This window comes from Phycicoccus sp. Soil802 (genome assembly GCF_001429605.1).
Classification (GTDB): Bacteria; Actinomycetota; Actinomycetes; order Actinomycetales; family Dermatophilaceae; genus Pedococcus.
Map to the genome: position 1 here is coordinate 459,791 of NZ_LMSS01000006.1, position 16,586 is coordinate 476,376.

The 16,586-nt window shown below is 67.2% G+C and carries 13 protein-coding genes; 6 read left to right on the top strand and 7 right to left on the bottom strand.

Going from position 1 to position 16,586, the window contains the following annotated elements; genetic code table 11:
- Positions 1-172 precede the first annotated feature (172 nt).
- Complete coding sequence (locus ASG91_RS16175) at positions 173-526, top strand: hypothetical protein (protein ID WP_056923645.1); 354 nt, start codon at positions 173-175, stop codon at positions 524-526.
- 525 nt (positions 527-1,051) lie between these two features.
- Positions 1,052-1,246 (top strand): hypothetical protein, encoded by a 195-nt coding sequence (locus tag ASG91_RS20765; protein WP_157606386.1) that lies wholly within the window; start codon positions 1,052-1,054, stop codon positions 1,244-1,246.
- A 28-nt stretch (positions 1,247-1,274) separates the two neighbouring features.
- On the opposite strand, the gene ASG91_RS16180 is transcribed toward ASG91_RS20765, so the two are convergent.
- Positions 1,275-1,589 carry a DUF1508 domain-containing protein gene (locus ASG91_RS16180; RefSeq protein WP_056923646.1) on the bottom strand — a complete coding sequence of 105 codons (315 nt, stop codon included), beginning with the start codon at positions 1,587-1,589 and terminating at the stop codon, positions 1,275-1,277.
- A 390-nt stretch (positions 1,590-1,979) separates the two neighbouring features.
- Here ASG91_RS16180 and ASG91_RS16185 point away from each other — a divergent pair, with 390 nt between their 5' ends.
- Entirely contained in the window at positions 1,980-3,134 is a 1,155-nt protein-coding gene (locus tag ASG91_RS16185; RefSeq protein WP_157606387.1) for a hypothetical protein, read from the top strand.
- Positions 3,135-4,325: 1,191 nt separating this feature from the next.
- On the opposite strand, the gene ASG91_RS16195 is transcribed toward ASG91_RS16185, so the two are convergent.
- Complete coding sequence (locus ASG91_RS16195; RefSeq protein WP_056923649.1) at positions 4,326-4,658, bottom strand: hypothetical protein; 333 nt, start codon at positions 4,656-4,658, stop codon at positions 4,326-4,328.
- A 109-nt stretch (positions 4,659-4,767) separates the two neighbouring features.
- Between ASG91_RS16195 and ASG91_RS16200 the strand changes: the two genes are divergently transcribed.
- Both ASG91_RS16200 and ASG91_RS16210 read left to right on the top strand, forming a co-directional pair.
- Positions 4,768-5,022, top strand: a complete 255-nt coding sequence (locus ASG91_RS16200) for a DUF6221 family protein (protein WP_056923650.1) — start codon at positions 4,768-4,770, stop codon at positions 5,020-5,022.
- Positions 5,023-5,648: 626 nt separating this feature from the next.
- Positions 5,649-5,906: a DUF6221 family protein gene (locus tag ASG91_RS16210; protein WP_157606388.1), complete on the top strand. Its 258-nt coding sequence runs from the start codon at positions 5,649-5,651 to the stop codon at positions 5,904-5,906.
- A 108-nt stretch (positions 5,907-6,014) separates the two neighbouring features.
- On the opposite strand, the gene ASG91_RS16215 is transcribed toward ASG91_RS16210, so the two are convergent.
- The 5 genes from ASG91_RS16215 to ASG91_RS16235 all read right to left on the bottom strand — a co-directional run bounded on the left by ASG91_RS16215 (position 6,015) and on the right by ASG91_RS16235 (position 15,859).
- A complete protein-coding gene (locus ASG91_RS16215) occupies positions 6,015-6,731 on the bottom strand; it encodes a GAF and ANTAR domain-containing protein (protein WP_056923653.1) in 717 nt (238 codons plus the stop codon).
- Positions 6,732-7,510: 779 nt separating this feature from the next.
- Positions 7,511-12,169, bottom strand: coding sequence for a hypothetical protein (locus ASG91_RS16220; RefSeq protein ID WP_056923654.1), 4,659 nt, complete (start codon positions 12,167-12,169; stop codon positions 7,511-7,513).
- Between the two features lie 692 nt (positions 12,170-12,861).
- A complete protein-coding gene (locus ASG91_RS16225) occupies positions 12,862-14,265 on the bottom strand; it encodes a DEAD/DEAH box helicase (protein ID WP_056923655.1) in 1,404 nt (467 codons plus the stop codon).
- Between the two features lie 371 nt (positions 14,266-14,636).
- A complete protein-coding gene (locus ASG91_RS16230) occupies positions 14,637-15,647 on the bottom strand; it encodes an AAA family ATPase (RefSeq protein ID WP_056923656.1) in 1,011 nt (336 codons plus the stop codon).
- Positions 15,644-15,859 (bottom strand): AlpA family transcriptional regulator, encoded by a 216-nt coding sequence (locus tag ASG91_RS16235; RefSeq protein ID WP_056923657.1) that lies wholly within the window; start codon positions 15,857-15,859, stop codon positions 15,644-15,646. Before ASG91_RS16235 ends, ASG91_RS16230 begins: the two co-directional genes overlap by 4 nt.
- Before the next feature lie 306 nt (positions 15,860-16,165).
- Between ASG91_RS16235 and ASG91_RS16240 the strand changes: the two genes are divergently transcribed.
- Positions 16,166-16,546 (top strand): hypothetical protein, encoded by a 381-nt coding sequence (locus ASG91_RS16240; protein WP_157606389.1) that lies wholly within the window; start codon positions 16,166-16,168, stop codon positions 16,544-16,546.
- Positions 16,547-16,586 lie beyond the last annotated feature (40 nt).

The window sequence follows — 16,586 nt, forward strand, 5'->3', positions numbered from 1 at the left end:
CGATCGAAATCGAGGCTTCATCAGCACTCACGATGAGACGTCAGAAGCGTTAGCGCGAAGCATGATTGGGGTGATAAGGCACCCTGAGGGCTCATCCGCCATCATCGCCAGTCACCTCTACTTCGGGTGACAGTACGGGTAACCACGGAACAACCATGAGAGGAACGAGACAATGAGCGAGCGCGCACACATCTTCGCCCCGGAGGAGATCGAGCAGCAGAGGACACTTGGTCGCATCTCCTGGGACCTGCCGAAACCAGACGTCGAAGAGCGCGCGCTCAACGGTGCGCTCGTCAGGCTCGTGTTCGGAGCTCAGACCGCGGACCTTCGTCGCAGCGCGACATATCCCTACGGCGTCCTGAGGTCTATGCAGGACACGGACGTGGCCTACCAGGCGAGTTGGGACGCGGTGACCGACTGGCTCGTCACGATCGGCCTGCGGCCCGCTGACGATCCGATCCCCGACGGAGACCCGGCGTGCGACGTCTACCCGCTCGAGCCCGTGCTCCAGGAAGACTGGACCTAGAGGGTCACCGAACTTCGCTACCGGAGCCGCTGGCCGTCGTGGTCAGCGGCTCCTCTGCACACCATCCGGCCCGTGGCGTTGCGAGACGGCCCCCGAGGCCCCCTGCATGGGAGCGCCGGCCCGGGGGGCGAACGACTGTCGGCCCGGTGAGCTCCCCCTCTGGCGCGCACGGTTAGTGCTGCTGCCCCCCTGATCTAGGGCGCTGACTACAACCGCAAGCAGCTGTCAGCCTGTCCAGCAGGCCACCGCCAAAGGGCCGACCGCGCGACTCTGGCCCGCCAAGGGAGCCTTGCAGGCGCCCGCCGGCAGCGCCGGAGCTTGACCCACCCATGTTTAATCAGGCACCCCCACCCCCTGTGTACTATCCCGCCGAAAAAAATTGCCCAACCGTCGGTCGTGTCTCGCTGCACCCGATGGGTGGCTCCTACTCAGCCGTTTGGCTGATTTCGTCGAGGCGACCAGAACTCCAACCAGGGCCACTCGTTGACCGGACAGAAGGAACGTCGAAAACGAGGGGGTCTGGCAATGAGCGCTGCTGAGGCGAGTCCTGTGGAGGAGTTAAGCGACACGGTCCTGGCCCAAGAGATCGAACTCTTGGGCGACATGATCGAAACGGTGGCGACCACCGACCACCCGCTGTGCCAAGCCGAGATCGACCGCGCACTCCACATCACCCCACCGTCTGGCGAGGCTGCGGCCGGCGGTCAAGCCGCATCCTGAAGCTGCTTTAGTCGGGGCTACTCGACCTCTACGGGTCGGTGGCGCTACCCGCGTTATCGCGAACGTTGGCCGCAGCACGCTCCGCGTTCGACTTGCTTGCGAAGCTCTCTCCGGAGGCGGCGACCTTGTCGCTGGACCTGGACGCGCGCCATCGCCACTTGCCGCCCATGTCCTCGTAGACGTCGTACCTAGCCGACGATGCCCCGTTCTTGAATGCCTCCGCGGCCCGAGTCGCGTTATACGTGCTTCCGAACGATTCGCCCGCCCACGCCACCATGTCGCTGCTGCTGTACAGCCACCACGACGGGTGGCCGCCGCTGTCGTTGCCCACGACGAACTTCATGAGAACCCCTCCGCGCTCACGGGTCCAAAGTTCCTCCCCGGACCTCGCTGATCCGAGTGTCCAGCGGTCGCTGGTGGCCCGCAAGGGCCTGGACAAGTACCGGCTCGCCGTCAACAGGCTCGACAGCCGTCGCGGCCGAGTAGGGCCCCGTGCTGGCAGAATCATCCGACACATGGCGCCCCCCGGTGGGCCGCCGTACCGAACGAGCGCGGTTGGAGACCGACTATGCCTCGTCTAGCCGTAGTCCTGGGAGCTGGCTTCTCGCGAGCCGCGGCCGGCCTGCCAACCACAGACGAACTCGGTAACGAGCTCAGAGGGCGGATCGAAGGCTTGGCGGATCGGGTCCCGCAGCTGTTCACCGATGGCAACTTTGAGACCTGGATGTCCGGTGTGGCTGAGCCCCAGCCCTACCTCAGCGATGAGCAGAACGCAGACAACGCTGCGCTCTTCGTCGCAGCAACCCAAGCGCTCCACGACATCCTCGTAGAGCGCGAGGCGCAGGCTCTCGCCGCCCCGCCCAAGCCTTGGCTTCTCAGCCTCATGCGAGTGCTCCATGCAACGCGCGCCGACGTGATCACCTTCAATTACGACACGCTGGTGGAGCGGGCGGCCCTGTCGGCAGGGCTTTTCGACGCCGAGGTTGGCTCCTACGCGAACATGGAGTCGATCCTCGACGCCCTACCCCCGCCACTTACAGCGTCGTACGCGATGCTCGCGCCCACGCCGATGAGCAGCTTTCGACTGATGAAGCTTCACGGATCGCTAGACACGTACTGGGTGCGAGGGGACGCCACAGGGTCGACAATCGGACGCCTCCGAGGTGAGCGCAACTGGGATGGCGCCTACCCGTCCAACTTCGAACGTACCAAGCACGCCCCCGGCCGGCAGCCGTTTCTCGTGCCACCCGCCGCCGCGAAGTCCGCCTTCTACGACAACCCAATCACGCGGCAACTCTGGCGCAACGCCTCGGAAGCGCTGAGCCGGGCGGATCGGGTAGCCGTGGTGGGCTACTCCCTGCCGCTGACCGATCTGGTGACGGCCGGAATGCTGCGTGAGGCCCTCGCGGGCCGCCGCGTCACCGTGGACGTTGTGAATCCCGACGCCGCCGAAGTAAAGGAACGGCTCCACGCCCTGGGTGTGGATGGGGATCTGCCCGTACACACCGGAGCCGAATGCGTGGCGAACTACTCCGCCTTCCTGGCGAATCGGCTGGGACTGGAAGTGCTGGGCGCGTTAGAGCAAGTCGACCCGAACCTGAAGGTGTCCGTCGCGTCGAGGCGCGGCATCCATCCAGTCATACGGGCGGAGGCGACGCCAGACGGAGTCTGTTTGAACGCTGATTGGGGAAGCGTCATCGCCGACCTGAGTGGGGCCAATTACATGGCGGCTGCGGTCACGGTTGGCAAAATCATGTCTGCGGTCGAGCGAAGTCCCGGGACGGCTGGGCCGAACATCCTCATGCGTGGTGTCAGCACAGCCGCAATCAGCGTCAGGCTGGAGGTGTGCAACTGGGCGACGTTGACGCCGGAGGCTTACGTGCCCTAGCTCAGTTCATCGCCGCCCAACGTTGACCCGTACCCCGCGGATGTGACCTTCAACCGAGGACCCGTCCTCGTCCGTACGCCGATGTCACGCAATTGACGGAAGCGCTAGCGCTCTGGCATTCGTACCGTGGGAACATGGAGGGACGGAGACTGGCGACAGCGCTCCTGCTTGTTATGCCATTGCTCTTGTCTGTTCCGGACGTCGCTCGCGCGAGCCAGCCAGAGGGAGGGGCCAATGCATTCGTGGCAAGCGTCGAGGCAGGGTTCGGGCCGACTTACATGGCGAGCGTTTCGGACCTTCCGTCGTTCCGTGCCGGGATTCTGGACGCCGGGCGATCCGCCTGTGGTTACAAGGCCGCCGACAAACCACGTGACGACTACCAGCGCGACTTCAGAACGACAGTAGCCACAACGCCCAACGGCTCGCTCTTCCCGAATGAAGCTATCGATGCGATGTCGCTGGTCATTTGGTCGGCGGCGATGAAGGACCTGTGTTCGGACGATCCGACTCCGCGCTCCAACACGATCGCAGCCCCACTCTGGCTCATTGTTGTCGGCGTGTTGGTGGGGCTGCCCGTGCTGCTTTGGCTCTTGTCGTGGCTCGTCAGCTTCCTGAGGGTGGGCATGAGCGGTCCCGCAGCCCGAAAGGACGCCAGCGAATTCATCAGGGCGTGGGAGGCCATTTCTCTGGTGCCCGTTGGCAGGCTTGACGCTGGGGAGCGTGGAGCCGTCCGAGCGCTCATGGCTGATTGGAGGACGGAGAACCGGATGGGTCCTCGCACCTCGGCATGGGACTATCTCAGACTGCGATTTGGGTCCAGCCCGAGCAGGGAAGCGCACACCCCGCAGGACCGCGGCCTCGCGCCCCCTAGGGGTTCGGACGGCCCCTCCGACCCTGCGCAGTGGCTGCCTCACTAGGCGATCCATTGGGTGCCGATCAAGTACCGGTGGCGGCTGACTACGCCGAGCGGACCAAGCTCTCCAGAATCCTCTCGGGCAGCTGTGGAAGCCGAACGATCACCATCCCGGCGCTCGAGAAGTCGCCGCCACATGGACAGCCTGCCCTCCTGCAAGACCGAGATGAGGCACTCCTACAGGGATAACGAGGGGGGCTCGCCTCGAGTCACGGCCCCCGGAGCAATGCTCCACCTCAGCGAAACGCGCCGCGTGGGGTCGAGGGCCGAGCCATGCCCTAGTCGTTTCCCCGCTTGATCGCCACGGTGATCCAGTACCCGGCAAGGCAGGCCAAGGAGCCGGGAAAGAGCATCTTGATGCCCGCACTGAGGTCGGAGCATGGCCCCGCGGTAGGGGAGGTGCTTCCCGGCACGGTGGAGCCGGAGTCGCAGAACGCTTGGCGCTCGTGCTGGACGGTCTGAACCGCGCCGACGACCCCGCTGATGCCGAGGACCGCGAGGCATGCCCACACGACGCCCGCGGCCTGGAACTTCGACGACTCCATGAGCCCCACCCCGAGGCCCAGAACGGCCCCGATGACGAAGCCCGCAAAAACGTAGCCCACGGTCATACGGTCCATCCGCGCGTCCCACTTTCCACCAGCCCAATGTCCTAATCCCGGCCGGCAACGATCGCGCGGTGAGCGTGGAGTCGCGAACGGGCCATAGTGTGGGCTCGTCATGAGGTTGGTTGACTTCCTGAACGCCCGGATCACGGAGCAGGAGATCCGGTGCAGGACCCTGCTCGAGACCGCAGAGCTGTCGCCGGACGTGCGTCGGGCGGTGTGCGTGGCGCTCGCGGACTGCACGGCCAAGCGGCGGGTCATCGAGATGCAGGAGATTCTCCTCGGGGGCGAGGAGGCGACCTGGGAGCTCATGGCCCTGGCGTACACCTATGCCGATCACCCGGACTGGCGCACAGAGTGGGCACCGTGAGTGAGAACCGCGGCCCGGAATCCATGCCACACCTTGCTCCCGGGCCGCGGCGCCCTCCCTGCTAGCCACGACCCGAGGGAGGGCCAAGGGGGGCAGGGTCCTCTACCCCGGGCCGCGGTAGTCGAGGGATACCCGCGCTGCTGCCGGCCAAACCAGCGACGAATGGGCGCGGGCGGCGCAGGGGGCTCCCGCTCTACAGGGGGTTGGCGGGTCCCGCATCCCTACGCCAGCCCGCTGACCCCCAGAGCAGGGGCTGTGCGGACGCTACGCCCCCATTGGCCGGGTCACCAGCCCCCGGCGGACGCACGCGCCGTGTGACGTGCACCTGTTCGTGTAGAGGGGGCTTAATCTGCTGCCATGGCCGCCTTAATCGCATACGAGACATCCGACGGTTCGGGACCTGCGCACGCCGAGGACGTCGGCGCCCTCCAGTCCTATTGCGGCCGGTGGATGTTCATCCACGCTGGTGTGCCGTGGCCAAGCCTCAGGAGCATCTGGCCACAAGACGCCGTCCTGTGCCCGCAGTGCGAACGGATGGTCTACGAGGACTCATAGCCAAGGCCCACCACCAGGCGCCCCCGCCATCATCTGTGGCGAGGGCGCTGTCTTAACGCATGATGTTGGGCGTGACCATCACAGAGTTCCTTCAGGCGAGGATCACGGAGCAGGAGATCCGGTGTAGAGCGCTGCTCGAGGCGGAGTTGATGCCGGTCGCGGTGCGCCAGTCCGTGAGCTTGGCGCTGGCCGCCTGTGAGGCCAAGCGTCGAATCGTCGAGGTGCACGAGGGCTACTTCCCCGACGGACAGGACCCCTCATGGGAGCTTCTGTCCCTGGCTTCCGCGTACTCGCGCCATCCCGACTGGAACTGCAAGTGGGCACCCTGAGCTGGCTGGTCGCACGCCCGCACTGAACCTTTACCGTCCCCTGATGCATGGAACCCGCGGCGTTGGGTAGGCGCCAAGTGGGCTGGGAGGGTCAAACAGCCGGCTCTCTCAGTTCGCGGGGGCCAGCTCGACGCTGCCCGTGTCGAGGACCTGGTGCGCCAGCACAGATAGCTTGATGTTGTTGTTCTGACTTGCGGTGGACAGCACGGTCCAGGCTTCATCGAGGCTGATCTGGCGGCTGTTCATCAGGATTCCCAAGGCGACGCCGATCCGGCGACTGGTGTGCAAAGCCCGTTCGAGTTGCTTGGCCCTGTCGTCGTGATGGGCGACGCGCAGCGTGCCGGCCGCGGTAGAGGCGAAGATCGAGAGCAGGGTCTCATGCTCGGTTGAGAAGGCGTGGGGGCGGGCTGCGTAGACGTTGACCGCGCTCACGACGTTGGCGCCCACGGGCCTGACAGCGGCGACCATGCTGCGCATCCCGAGCCTGCTGGACGTCGTCCGCCCGAAGGTAGGCCAGCGTGTATCGGTGGTCAGGTCGTCGATCCGCACGCCGTCAGTGGTCTGGGTTGCATCGACGCAGGGCCCCTCCTTGGTTTCGGCCTGGATCTCGTCAACCATGCCGGGCAGCTCACTGGTGCTGGCGACGGACGAGAACTTGCCGCGGTTGACGGTGGTGATGGATGCGTGGTCCCCCTCGACCACCTTCATCGCCAGATCGCACAGTGCCGCAAGGGCGTCTCTGTGGTCATCCTGGAGCTGGGCCAGGCGGGCGACCTCAGCGAAGTCGTCCAACATTTGCCAGGTCTCGTCCAGCTCCCGGGGCATCGACTCGTCCTTACTAGCCCAACCGGGCGGGTACGCGACCCGTTTGGCCGTTGACCTGATTCAACCCTGCCTACAGGCGCCTGTCACTTCCTCGACGGACGTCCCCGTCTGGACGATGTGGCCATCGGCGGCGGTCGCGGCCGGAGAGCACACGCGCTGTGGGTAGAGGACCCCACGCCGGAGGGGCTCGGGGGAAGGCGGGGGAGCCTCGCTCACACGTCAGCTTGACTAGGACCACTGTGCGTCCTTCGCGTGCCTTGACGTGGATATCGTTGCCCACATCGCGGCCTGGACCTCCCCCCTCGCCGGGCCGCGTAGCCGCCCCGCCCAATACCCCTGTAGGGCGGGGCGGCGCCAGGCCCCTTGCGCAACAGCAGTGCCCCCACCCGGTGAGGATGGAGGCACTGCTTCCGGCGGCCATCGCCCAACCCCCTGAGGCGCACTCGTCGCCTTGGGGCTGAAGTTCTGGTACGCCCCTCGGACCCGAAACTTCACGCCATGAAGTGCGACGGGTGCGGGTCTGGGCAGGCGCCTCTTGCAAGGTACACCCGCTGCGCGTGCGCGAAAAGAGCCCTCACCGCAAGGAGGGGTGAGGGCTCTTCCGGCGCCCGGTCGGTGAGGGGCGTACTCGGGCGCCTGAGCCCACAAGGTTAGCGCCTGGGTCGACTTGGTTGGCTCGAGCGGAGGTTCTAGGTCAACTTGAACAGGTCGACGACGTGGCATGACAGAAGAAAGGGACGCCCACCCGGGCGGGTGGAGGTCCCTTTCTGGACAGACAGTTAAAACCTGAACGTCGGTGAGCTGCTCGTCGACGAGGAATCCACCAGCGCGTCCTTCTCGCCGGTGTCGACCTCCCGCTGGAGGACTCGCTGCCACATCTGGGAGAACCCGATGTTCTCTTGAGCGAGGGCCGCGCCCAGCTCGTTGAGGATCGCGCGCAGGTTTGCAGCTTTCTGGGAGCCGAGGGAGTACCCGTTGGCGTTTGCTTGGGCCATCGCCGCAGTCCGCACTTCGAGGTAGTCCCTCATGGCCTTGATGTCGGAGCGGTTCTTCAGCCGCCCGTCCTTCAGCGCCGGCTCGGCGACCTGGGTCAGGAACGTCTGCATCTTCGTCGAGTCGAACGAGTTGTAGTCCTTGGCCCACGAGGGGTTCTCCGCGGACAGGCTGTTGCGGAAGTCCTTCATCACGGCAGCGAGATCCTCGGCGCCCTTCTGTTGGGTCGAGTGGAGACCGCGCTCGGCCAGCTTGGCGTCGATCGCGTCCTTCACCTTGTAGTACTCGTCCCACCCGAGCGAGGCCGCAGTCTTCTCGCGGATCTCGCTGTTGGACAGCTTCGACCTCCAGGTGTCACCCGAGCCGGGCGTCGCCTCGCGGCCGAACTGCGCCGAGTACGACGCGGCGGAGAACTCCCCGCCCACGTTGTCCGAGCCGATGTAGAACCACCCGAAGTCGGGGTTCTTCTGGATGTCCTTGCCGAACTTCCGGACCCGGTCCTCCACCTTCAGCGAGGCGTTGATCCCGGTCTTGTTCTCGGAGAACGACCACTCGAGGCCAGCCGCCTCCGGGTGCTGGCGGAGCATCTCCTCGGTGGGAGACGACCCGCGGGCGTAGAGGGCGTCGGCGTTCTTGCTGATCTCGCGGTACCGCTGCCGGTAGAAGTCCGCCTTGGTGGCGCCTTCGCCGGACATGCCGAGACCCCAGTTCGATACGAACTCGAGGAACATCATCGACCTCGCGGTCTTGCGAGCCTTCGCGTCGGCGGTCTCGAGAACCCGTTTCTCGTTGGGGTCCTTGCCGGCCTCCCGGGCCTTGAGGATCTCGGAGTTGAGGGCCATCGCGTAGGCGTCGTTGAACTGGTCGCTGTTGCCGTCGAAGATGTTCTCGAGCCGCCGGTACCAGCCCGGCTTCACGTCCTCGACGACGGAGCCGATCTGCTCGCCGGTGGTGGCTCCCGTCTTGGGGAGGCCGAAACCGAACATCTGGCGCAGGACCGGGTTGCTCCCGACGTTGACGCCCTTGACCTCGAAGTTGGGGTCGGCGATCTCGGGGAACGTGCGGGCTGCGATCTGGGTCGTCAGCACCTGCACGCCCGGGCCGAAGCCCGGAGCCCACGGCACCTCGCCCTGGAACATCGAGTTGAACGAGTCCTTGCGGATCTTGAACTCGTCGTAGTCGACGCCGGGCAGCCACTGGACGGGCAGCACGATCCACTTCTCCCGGGCCTTGTCGCCCGGGCGGACCCGGTTGCCGTTCTCGTCGACGATCAGACCGCCCCTCTCGGGGGCGTACCAGATCTTCGCCAGCTTGCCGACCCGCGACGGGTCGTCGTAGAACATCCGACCCCACGCGCGCATCGAGTCCTCCCACGCACCGAGGAACGCGAACCCCATGCGGGCCACGCGGTCGTGTGCGCCGGTGAACCGGGCGGTGTCGTACATCGTCTGGCGGACGTCTTGGATCGCGCGGTGACGCGAGATGCCCTCGATCTTGGCGCGAGCCTCGACCCCGAGTTCGCCCGTCCGGTCGAGTTCGCGCTGGGCGAGCTCGCGGTAGTGGGTGAAGTACTTCTCGGTGTACATCGGGACCCGGCCCAGCACGGTGTCGGGCTGGTCGGAGAGGATCCGGACGACCTTCTTGGCGAGGTCCATCGCGGACTCGATCCCGTTCTTGGACGGGTCCAGCATGTCCATCTCGGGCGCATGAACAGGCGGCCGGTCCGGGAGCATCGAGCCCTCGTCGCCGACCTTCTTGAACAGCGCCTCGGCGTCGCTCTGCTCGAGGATCTTCCCTGAGCGGAGGGCGTCGCGGACCTCCCGGGTGGGGGCGGTCCACTCGACCTGCGAGATCGCGCGGTCCAGCCACGACTCGAACTCCGGGTTGCGGTCGCGGACAGCCTTCCACGCAGCCTTCACGTCGGCGTCGGCGCGCAGGTGACGCACCATGTCGACCGTCGGCTCGTCGAGGGCGTCGACGATCTTCCGTCCCGCCTTCGACTGCATCATCGCGTCCTTGGACCGCAGCCAAGCCGCAGCCCACGTCGGCTCGTCCGGGAGCGTGGTGACCCACGAACCGGAGTTCTGGGTCATCCGCATCTGGATTTTGCCCTGGATCTGGGTGATCGCGTCGCCGATCGAGACGTCGCCCGTGTGCAGGGCGGCGACGAGGTTACGGGCCTCGACCTCAGACGCAGCAGCGCGGGTCGTGACCTCCCCGCCCTTCAGCTTCAGGGTGCGGTCCTCGGTGACCAGCCGACGCGCGGGCGCGTCGTACTGGACGGTCTTGGCCGCCTCCTCCTCGAGCGCGTCGGCGCGAGCGAGCATCTTCCGCCCGGCGTCACCGCCGACCACAGAAGCCTTCGCGCGCAGGTCCGCAGCGTCGGCCGCGAGGTGCTGCTGGCGGAGCAGGTCGGAGGCCAGAGCCTCCACCTTCACCACCTCGGCGCCCTTCAGGCGGTCGGTGACCTTGTGGCCGAGACCCTTCATCGCGTCGCGGACCACCGTGGTGGCACCGATCGTCATCGCCGAGCGGGCCTGCGTGTCGAGTTGGGTGCGGACCACGAACCCCGGACGCATCAGCGTCAGGGTCCGCCACAGGTCGTTCGCCGACTCGGCGGTGTTCAAGGCCCACTCGCCAGACTTCAGCGCGCGGTCGGTCGCGGTGCCAGCGCCCTTGGCGTGGCGGACGAGCCGCTCCAGCACCTGCACGTCCGGGATCGCGACGTTGTTCGCGATGTGGGTCTCGAACAGCGCACGGTCGATCGACGTCGGGGTGCCGGTCAGCGGGTCCTCGAGCACGACCCGGGTTCCGTTGGCGGCGCGAGCCGCCTCCATCTGCTTGGTCGTGTACGTGCGGGCCGCCGAGGACCAGCCCCGGTAGGACTTGATCGTGTGGTCGAGCAGCTTCCGGTCGCCGGCGAAGTGCTTCGCGGCGAGCTTGTTCAGCATGATCTCCGGCAGCGCCTGAGCCATGTTGGAGCGGGCCGCCTGGTCGGGGGCCAGCCACCACTGCTCGGAGACCGCCTTGCGCTGCTCGGCCGGGAACAGCCTGGACCGCATCATCGTGTCCATGAGCTCGTCGTGGCCGCGCACGGCGTCGTCGGTGGCGATGACGCCCTTCATGCGCTGCCCGGTCGCCCAGTGGACGACGCGGACGGTGCGGGACGCGGGGCCGGGCTGGAAGTAGAACTCGCGCGCCATCCCGGCGCGGTACTTCGACTTCACGGTGCCGAGCACGGAACCGGCGACGTTCTCCACGCCGCCTACCTCGCCGACCTTCGCGGTCGCGGCGATCCGGGTGTGGATGTCATCGAGCTCCTTGGCGTACGCCTCGAGCTCCTTCTGGTTCCCCTTCGACGCCCACCGGCCGGCGGCCTTGATGAGCGCGTCTCCGGTGACACCTTCGGCCACCATGTCGTCGACGATCTGGAACGACTCCGGCGGCAGCGACACACGCTGCACGGCGCGGGCGATCTGAGGGGCGGCCTGCATCAGCCGGTCGCGGGCCTGCGTGGACCCGGCCGCGGCGAGGAGCGCGTCGGCCTTGACCTGACGCTGCACCGCGACGTCGGCGATCCGGCCAGCGTGACCGAGGATCCCGACGATCGGACCGGCGTCGCCGGACCTCTCGAGGTTCTGCTTGAAGTACGCGGCGGTCTCGTCGATCCCCATGCCGTCGGTCTTGGCGACGTGGTGGTACAGCCGCGAGGCCGTCTCCTCGGGGGCCGAGGACAGGGCTCCGCCCGCGCGCTCGGCGAGACCGCGCTCTGCGGTCGGGAGGGCGTCGAACACCTTCTCCGCGTCCGCGCCGTCGACGATCCTGCTGCCCAGCCGGGCCGCCTTGGCGACCTTGCCGCCGACGATGGTCGGGTCGGCGTACCACGTCGAGATGATGTCCATCGCGCCGGCGGAGACCTTGAACGCGGTCTTCTGGCGCTCGGCCTGGAGGTCGGCGTCGTCGCCAGCCCACCAGCGGCGGCCGGGGTCGGTGCGGTTGCCGAGCATGTCGTTGACGATCGCCTCGCCACCGGAGACGCCTTCGGAGGCGTCCCACGCCTGCTCCCAGGTGTCCTTGCTCCAGAGTTCGTTCGACCACAGGGCGTCGACCCCGGTCTCGCCCGCGTCGGACAGGGCGCCGCCGACGGCGGCGACCGTGGAGAGCCCGTGCGATGCCTGGTTCCCGGTCCACACGACCGGGGCGAGCAGCTTCTGGGCCGGGTCGGAGTTGACCACCCCGAGCCCGCCCTGAGCCGCGAGGTGCGGAGCAGAGCTCTTGAAGAACGCGGCGCCGAGCTGGGTCGCGTTCTGCTTGAACGAGTCGGGCCCGTCCTCGGGGTTCTCGGTCTGAGCGGCCACCCGGGCTGCGTCGAACACGCCGAGCAGGGGATTGCCGGCCTTGGCGGCGGCTTCGGCCATGTGGCCGAGGGTCTTCCAGAAGGTCATTCGTGAACCTTTCGTTCGTCGTAGATCTGTGGTCTGAGCACCCCCTCGAAGCCACCCCCTCACCCACCCCCTCGCTGGGCCGTCCACCCCCCTCATTCGTGGGCGATATGGGCGATTTCGGGGGCTGTGGGGCTGAGGAGATAGTCCTGTCGTGCAACTAATCTCAACCGCGCGAGTCCAGGACCGTCTGGCCGTTTGGCTGCGCGTTGTCGGGGCCGCGGCGGACAATGACGTGGCATGAATCGGGGACTGCTGGTGACCGCGGGGGCGGCGTTGTTGTTCGGGGCACTGGGCGGGGCCGGAGGGGCTGTGGCTCTGGCGGCCCACGGTGATCTACAGGGCCCGCCGGGCCCGGTAGGACCGTCTGGCGCGCAGGGGCCGGTTGGCGCGACGGGTATGCCCGGGCTGGACGGACCGGTCGGCGAGCGGGGTCCTGAGGGTCCTCATGGACCGCCGGGGCCGCCCGCCGTCCCGGTACTTGCTGGCCCTTCCTCGGTCCTACGGGGGGTGACGGTCGTCGGTGATCCCGCCTGCCCACTCGGCAGTTCTCGGGTGGGCGAAGTCGTGGTGAGGGTCACTGCCATCCAAGACTTCCTGGCGGCCACCACTGAGCAGACCGTGCGCGGGATCCGGACGGAGACGCTGCCCCTCTGTCGCTACTGACGACCAACGACCGAGGGCCTCAGCGGCCGTCACGCTGCCACCCCGCCAGGGGCCAGGACCGGTGCGGCCTGCTCGGCCTTCCGCTCGAGGGTCTCCAGCTGCTTGCGCGTTTGAGGCGTGTCGGGCAGGAACACGAGATGGCGGTACGTGGCGTTCGGCGACCCGATCCGGCGCAGCCGGCCTTCCCGCTGAGCTTCGCGCGCGGGGTTGTATGTCTGACCCACAGAGACCAGCACGTTCGAAAACTGCAGATTCAGGCCGTGCTCGAGCACCTTCGTGCCGATCAGGACGGGGGTCGCTGGGTCGTCTCGGAAGACCTCCACGGCGTCGGATCGCTCATCCTTCGTGTTCTCTCCCTTGAGCGCTACGTGACCGACTTCCGCAGCCTCGAGGCTGGTCGAGAGGTCGCCCAGGATCTCGAGGTGTTCGGCGAACACGACGACCTTCTCTCCTCGCTCCGCGAGCTCGCGGATCGTTTCCACGGCTGCGTCCACGACCGAGGACGACCCGTCGCTGCCGCGCCGTGCTGCCTTCGCCATGCGGGCGTGACGGACGAGTGCGTGGTTGATCCATCGGGCCTTGTCGTACTCCTTCTGCTGGACCGTGGACAGCGGGACGAGCCTGTGGCCGCTGTCCACGCGGACCGGCAGGGGTAGCCCGACCTGCTCGGCCGTGCGTCGCAGGAAGCGGGCCCCGAGCCACCGCATGACGATGCCGGCGTTCTCGGGGGTCAACCATCCGACCGGCTTCCGGGTGCCGTCCGAGAACTCTCGCCACTCGACGTGCTGCCCGAACTGCTCCTTGTCGGGCGTTCCGGGGAGCCCTGCGAGGGACATCACCGCCCAGAGCTCCATGGGGTCGTTCTCCTGCGGAGTGGCGGTGACGGCCGCGACCCGCTCGGCGTCGTCGCAGAGGGCCTTGGCGGCCTCGTAGCGGGCTCCTGCGCCCTTGAGGGCGCTCGCCTCATCGACGACCACCAGCAGGGGCCGGAGGGCGCTCAGGTGGTCTACCCGCCGGTTGGCCAGGTCGTGGTTAGTCACGATCACGTCGGGTCCGGACGGGTGTGCCGCGAGGAACGCCTCCATCCGCTCCCGATCGGCCTTGTTGCCGATCGTCCCGCTCTCCGAGGTGGTGACTCCCAGCGACGGGAGGAAGCGCTTCAGCTCGGCCTCGGTCTGGGCAACGAGGCCGGCCGTGGTGATCCAGAGGACCGGCAACCGCGGCAAGGCGACGCCCCTCTGGGGAGGCTCGTTGGCGGGGTCTGGAGCGGGCTCGCGAAGCGTGCCCGTGTCGGCGAGGTGACCGATCAGGGCAGCGAGCTGCACGGTCTTCCCGAGACCGACCTGGTCGGCGAGGATCGCGCGTGGCTGGTCACGGAGGAAGGTAAGTCCCTCGGTCTGGTGGGGGTGGAGCGTTCCGACGAAGGTGGTCACTGGGGTCCTCTCGTGGCGCGGGCTCGTGCCCGCGTCGTGTCTGTCTTCTGGTCGGTCGGCGAGCCCCTCCGGGCTCGCGCGCGTCGTAGCGTCCGGCCCTCAAGGCCGGACACCAACGGGTGGATCTCGTCGCTTCGCTCCTCGTCGGCGAGGAGAAGGACGTCAGTCCTTCGACCTCGTTCGGCTTCGTCGCCTGCGGCCGACGAGCCTCAGCGAGTCGGACCATCTGGTCGGCCTGTTGGCCTCCCACTTCTTCCCTCGTCGAATCCGGAGGCTTGAGGCCTCCGGCTCCATTGAGCCCCTTCGGGTAGGGAGTGCGACGAAGGAGCACTCCTCATGGGGGAACATCGGGAACACGGGAACGAGGAACGTCACCCAGGCCGGGCCGTCTCGGTCCATCGCCGCGTGGAGCCGTCGAACGTGAGGAAGGCGCCGATCTTCCTGCCGCTCGACAGATGCTTGGCGATCTGTCGGGCGGGCTGTGCGCCCCCGGAGAGCCAAGGGTGCTGGTCAGCCAAGAGCCGACTCAGCTCAGCGGCCGTCTCGACGTGCGCGTGGTTCTCGACCGCCCACCTGGCCACCTCCACGAAGCGTGCCGCTTGACCCTCGTCTCTACGACGCGCGGAGGCTTCGGCCGCCTTCTGCGCATCCTCTTCCGCTACTAGTGCGAATGGTTCAGCGCCACCGCCCGACAAGGTCAGCCTCTCGGCCGCGCTCGCGTTTGGGCTCGTCGTGAGGATGACCTGGCCCCGAGACCGACGGAGGGTCAACGTCAACCTCGCCGCCGCCTGGAAGAAGCTGCTGCCCAATCCGTCCGTCGGCTGCCAGCCGTTCTGGCCCCTCTTCCGCGTCGAATGGTGGACGATCAGCACAGCGGCGCCCGCATCGACCCACCCGCCCAGGCAGGCCCACAGGGACCGGACCGCTTCGTCGCTGTTCAGACTCGTCCCCTCGGACAAGATGAATATGAGGGGATCGACGATGACGAGGTCGCCCGGGCGAGGCGCGACGTCATCGCGCAGAGCAGACCAGTCGTCGTTGGACAGGGACGCGACGCCCGGGTACAAGACGATGCGTTCAGTCTCCAGATGACGCCCAAGCCCGCGGTCGACGAGTCTTTGGGCGTACTCCCCAGTTCCGCCCATCTCAGGGCTGAGGACTACCACTCTGCTGACAGGCCGCGTGAAGTCGCGGCGGAGGAATGGCTCACCACGCAGCGCTGCCGCGATCAGGTCCGCGACGAGAGTCGATTTTCCGGCCTCGCTCTGACCGATGAGCATCGTTGCCCGGCTGTCCAACAGGCCGGGCACGAGATGAAAAGGGCGGGCTTCCACCTCACGCAGAGCATCATCGAGCGAGAGCGCCCTGAACTCCCGCTTCACGCCGCGGTCCTCTGTTGGCGCAGGGCCGAGACGAGGCGCTCTGACTCAAACTCCTCGATGTCGGCCAACCGATAGACGACCTTGCCGGCGGACAGCTTCAGGTACCGCGGCCCGCGTCCGGCTGAGCGCAGGTTGGCCAGGTGCCCTGCGGTGGTCCGCCACCGACCCGCGAGCTCTCGCGGGGAAAGGTGGGTGCAGACAGTTGGTTCCATGAAGACTCGCCTTCTCCCGCCTCGGGCGGGGACTCAATGTGTTCTCGTTACGAGCCTTCTGCTCGCTTGTCTAACCACTAGACGGCGAGATAGTCCCGATCCGTGACGACCGGCCCGTAGCGCTCACAACGATCATGAGCCTCCCCGCCGACGGGATGCGGAGCGGTGGGCCGGCGCTTGACGCGCCGCGGACTCGCCATCACCATTCCAATCACGATGGGACGAAATGGAAGAGGCTTGGGAAGGCAGAGGATCGACTACTCCGAGGCCGAGCAGATGCTGCGCTCGGGTGCTACGCAGGCAGAGGTGGGAGCCCGCTTCGGGGTCAGTCAGGCCGCCATCTCGGCGGCGATCCGTCGAGGACGGATCAAGTGGGAGCGGCCGAATCAGGCTGAGGGTAGAGCGGTGCCGTGGCACCCGATCCGCAAGGAGCACCGGGACCAGTACCTGATCCGGATGCTGCGCGTGAACCACCGGCGACAGCAGGGGCTCCCGAGCGCCGCGGTCCTCGAGGCGATGCTGGACAACTTCCTCGCCGACGCTCAGGCGCGCGACTTCGTAGTCACCTACGACCCCGACACCGAGCAGGGGTTTTTCCGGGTGTCGCGTCGGCCAGGGGTAGACCGTGGACTTGTACGCGACCCGAGCGTGGATGATCGCGGCTGGCCGACGCAGCGGCCCAAGTGAGCGTTGCCGCGGCGCGACCAAACGCACATGGGTAGAACTG

Coding starts and splice junctions, on each gene's coding strand:
- ASG91_RS16195 (WP_056923649.1), bottom strand. CDS start 4,658: ATGACCGTGGGCTACGTTTTTGCGGGCTTCGTCATCGGGGCCGTTCTG.
- ASG91_RS20765 (WP_157606386.1), top strand. CDS start 1,052: ATGAGCGCTGCTGAGGCGAGTCCTGTGGAGGAGTTAAGCGACACGGTC.
- ASG91_RS16200 (WP_056923650.1), top strand. CDS start 4,768: ATGAGGTTGGTTGACTTCCTGAACGCCCGGATCACGGAGCAGGAGATC.
- ASG91_RS16220 (WP_056923654.1), bottom strand. CDS start 12,169: ATGACCTTCTGGAAGACCCTCGGCCACATGGCCGAAGCCGCCGCCAAG.
- ASG91_RS16180 (WP_056923646.1), bottom strand. CDS start 1,589: ATGAAGTTCGTCGTGGGCAACGACAGCGGCGGCCACCCGTCGTGGTGG.
- ASG91_RS16215 (WP_056923653.1), bottom strand. CDS start 6,731: ATGCCCCGGGAGCTGGACGAGACCTGGCAAATGTTGGACGACTTCGCT.
- ASG91_RS16235 (WP_056923657.1), bottom strand. CDS start 15,859: ATGGAACCAACTGTCTGCACCCACCTTTCCCCGCGAGAGCTCGCGGGT.
- ASG91_RS16175 (WP_056923645.1), top strand. CDS start 173: ATGAGCGAGCGCGCACACATCTTCGCCCCGGAGGAGATCGAGCAGCAG.